Annotated in this window: 3 protein-coding genes and 1 pseudogene; all 4 read left to right on the top strand. The window is 62.6% G+C overall.

The features are described from left to right. A partial coding sequence (locus ACRC1E_RS04420) for a phosphoribosylaminoimidazolesuccinocarboxamide synthase (RefSeq protein WP_438513898.1) occupies positions 1-492 on the top strand: 492 nt, incomplete at its 5' end. A gap of 146 nt (positions 493-638) precedes the next feature. After that, the gene (locus ACRC1E_RS04415; RefSeq protein ID WP_438513897.1) at positions 639-1,574 is read left to right on the top strand and encodes a sodium-dependent bicarbonate transport family permease; all 936 of its coding nucleotides are present in this window, start codon (positions 639-641) and stop codon (positions 1,572-1,574) included. Position 1,575: 1 nt separating this feature from the next. Then, the gene (locus tag ACRC1E_RS04410; RefSeq protein WP_438513896.1) at positions 1,576-1,878 is read left to right on the top strand and encodes a P-II family nitrogen regulator; all 303 of its coding nucleotides are present in this window, start codon (positions 1,576-1,578) and stop codon (positions 1,876-1,878) included. Between the two features lie 109 nt (positions 1,879-1,987). Further along, positions 1,988-2,766, top strand: a pseudogene (gene fadH, locus ACRC1E_RS04405) (NADPH-dependent 2,4-dienoyl-CoA reductase); the annotation flags it as partial.

The raw sequence follows: 2,766 nt of genomic DNA, 5'->3' as shown, positions 1-2,766 counted from the left end.
GTGTGCGGTATCACCCTGCCGGTTGGGCTGAAGGAAGCGGGCAAGCTGCCGGCGCCCATCTTCACCCCGTCGACCAAGGCGGCGGTGGGCGACCACGACGAGAACATCAGCTTCGAGCAGTGTGTAGACATCATCGGGCGCGAACTGGCCGAAAAGGTGCGCGACACCGCCATCCTGCTGTACCAGACTGCGGCCGAGTATGCGGCCACGCGCGGCATCATCATTTGCGACACCAAGTTCGAGTTCGGCCTCGATGAAGACGGCACGCTGCTGCTGATGGATGAGGCGCTGACGCCGGACTCCAGCCGCTTCTGGCCGGCCGACAGCTATCAGGAGGGCATCAGCCCGCCATCGTTCGACAAGCAATTCGTTCGTGACTGGCTGGAAGCATCGGGCTGGGACAAGGTTTCCGCCGCGCCTACCGTGCCGCTGGCGGTGCGCGAGCAGACCGCAGCCAAGTATCGCGAGGCGCTGGAGCGTCTGGCGGGCTGAAGCGGATAAACCGACGCGGCTAAAAAACCGGGCGCTGCGCCCGGTTTTTTATGCTGCCGGCCGGTCAGGCTGCGGGCGCTACGCAGGCTGGCCTGCCGCAAGCAATAGTCTGTCCGCGTGCGGGCAGCCAATAGGGAGCATGGTTGATGGTGCTGGATCCTGTGGTCTTGTTTTTCCTGCTGGGGCTGGGCGCAGGCCTGGCGCGCTCCGACCTCAAACTGCCGGCGGCGCTGTACGAGTCGCTATCGGTATTCCTGCTGATCGCCATCGGCCTCAAGGGCGGGGTGGCATTGGCCAGGCTGGCCTCGCCTGTCATCCTGCTGCAGGTGGCGGCGGTGGTGGTCTTGGGCATGCTGCTGACGCTGGCCGCTTTTGGCTTGCTGCGCCTGAAACTGTCGCGCGCCGATGCGGCCTCGATTGCCGCCCACTATGGCTCGGTCAGCGTGGTGACTTTTGCCGTGGCGGTGAGCTTTCTTACACGGCTGGGTGTGGCTTACGAGCCACAGGCCACGCTGTTTCTGGCCGTGATGGAGATCCCGGCGCTGATCGTGGGCGTGGTGCTGGCGCGTGCCGGCGGCGGGCGCGCCGTCGCCTGGGGACGGCTGGCGCATGAAGTGCTGCTGGGCAAGAGTGTGGTGCTCTTGGCCGGCGGCCTGCTGATAGGCTGGATCGCCGGCGAGAGCGGCATCAAGAGCCTGTCGCCGCTGTATATCGATCTGTTCAAGCCCTTGTTGTCGCTATTCCTGCTGGAAATGGGGCTGATTACCGCCAGCCGCCTGGGCGAGTTACGCAGCTCCGGCCTTTTTATCGCCGGCTTTGCCTTGCTGGTGCCGCCGGTATTTGCACTGGCCGGGTTGGGAATGGCCGCACTACTGGGTCTGTCGGCGGGCGGGGCGTTGCTGCTGGCGGTACTGGCGGCATCGGCCAGCTATATTGCGGCACCGGCAGCGATGCGTATTGCCGTCCCCGAGGCGAATCCGGCCCTGTCGCTGGCGGCCAGTCTGGGGCTGACCTTTCCGTTCAACCTGATTGCCGGTATTCCGCTTTACTGGTGGATGACCGGCTATTTCTGGGGGCTATGAGATGGATTACCATCCGAAAAAATTGCTGACCATCGTGTGTGAAGCCGTGCTGGAAGTCCCGTTAACGCGTGACATCCAGCGTCTGGGCGCTCAGGGATACACCGTCGTGGATGCGCGCGGCGGCGGGCATTACGGCGTGAAGCGGGCGGCGTGGAGCTTCGACCGCAATATCCGTGTCGAGGTTATTTGCGAGCCCGACATCGCCGATGCGATTGCCGGGCATATTGCCAGCAGCTATGCGCAAGACTACGGGCTGGTGCTCTATATCGGCGATGTGGGGGTGATGCGGGAGGGACATTTCTGAGTCCGGCCTGTTTATGCCTATGTGTTGACAACTTACTAGCTAGTAAGTATTGTCATCGGTAGGGTTACCACCATAAAAATCCACGCCTTACGTTTACAAGGAAGCTGCCATGACGACTTATCCCCACCTGCTCGAACCGCTGGATCTGGGTTTTACGACGCTGAAAAACCGCGTCCTGATGGGGTCGATGCATACCGGGCTGGAAGAGTCCGAGGGTGGCTTCGAGAAAATGGCGGCTTTCTACGCCGAGCGTGCGCGTGGCGGGGTCGGCCTGATCGTGACCGGCGGCGTGGGGCCGAACGAAGAGGGGCGGGTGGCCGAAGGCGCATCCATCCTTAACGATATGTCCGAGGTGGCACACCACCGCATCGTGACCGATGCGGTGCATGAGGCCGGCGGCAAGATCGCGATGCAGATTCTGCATACCGGTCGCTACAGCTTTCAGGACACGCTGGTGTCGGCATCGCCTATTTGCGCGCCTATCAATTTCTACCGTCCGCGCGAAATGAACGAGGACGATATTTTGCGCACCATCGCCGATTTCGCCGAGTGCGCGCGTCTGGCGCGTCTGGCCGGCTACGACGGCGTTGAGGTGATGGGCTCGGAAGGTTATCTGCTCAACCAGTTCATTGCGCGCCACACCAATAAGCGCAGCGATGACTGGGGCGGCAGCTACGAAAACCGCATCCGTTTCCCGATCGAGATCGTCAAGGCGGTGCGCGCGGCCGTCGGCGCCGATTTCATCATCATCTACCGGCTGTCGATGCTGGATCTGGTGAATGATGGCAGCACGCCGGATGAAGTCGAACAACTGGCGCTGGCGGTGGAAGCCGCCGGTGCCACCATTATCAATACCGGCGTCGGCTGGCATGAGGCGCGGGTGCCGAC

It is taken from the genome of Craterilacuibacter sp., assembly GCF_051659485.1.
In the GTDB taxonomy this organism is placed as follows: domain Bacteria; phylum Pseudomonadota; class Gammaproteobacteria; order Burkholderiales; family Chromobacteriaceae; genus Craterilacuibacter.
The sequence above is the reverse complement of the archived record's forward strand: the minus strand, read 5'-3'. Positions and strand labels throughout refer to the sequence as shown.

Excerpts from the sequence above, each read along its gene's own strand:
- ACRC1E_RS04415 (WP_438513897.1), top strand. The coding sequence starts at position 639 with ATGGTGCTGGATCCTGTGGTCTTGTTTTTCCTGCTGGGGCTGGGCGCA.
- ACRC1E_RS04410 (WP_438513896.1), top strand. The coding sequence starts at position 1,576 with ATGGATTACCATCCGAAAAAATTGCTGACCATCGTGTGTGAAGCCGTG.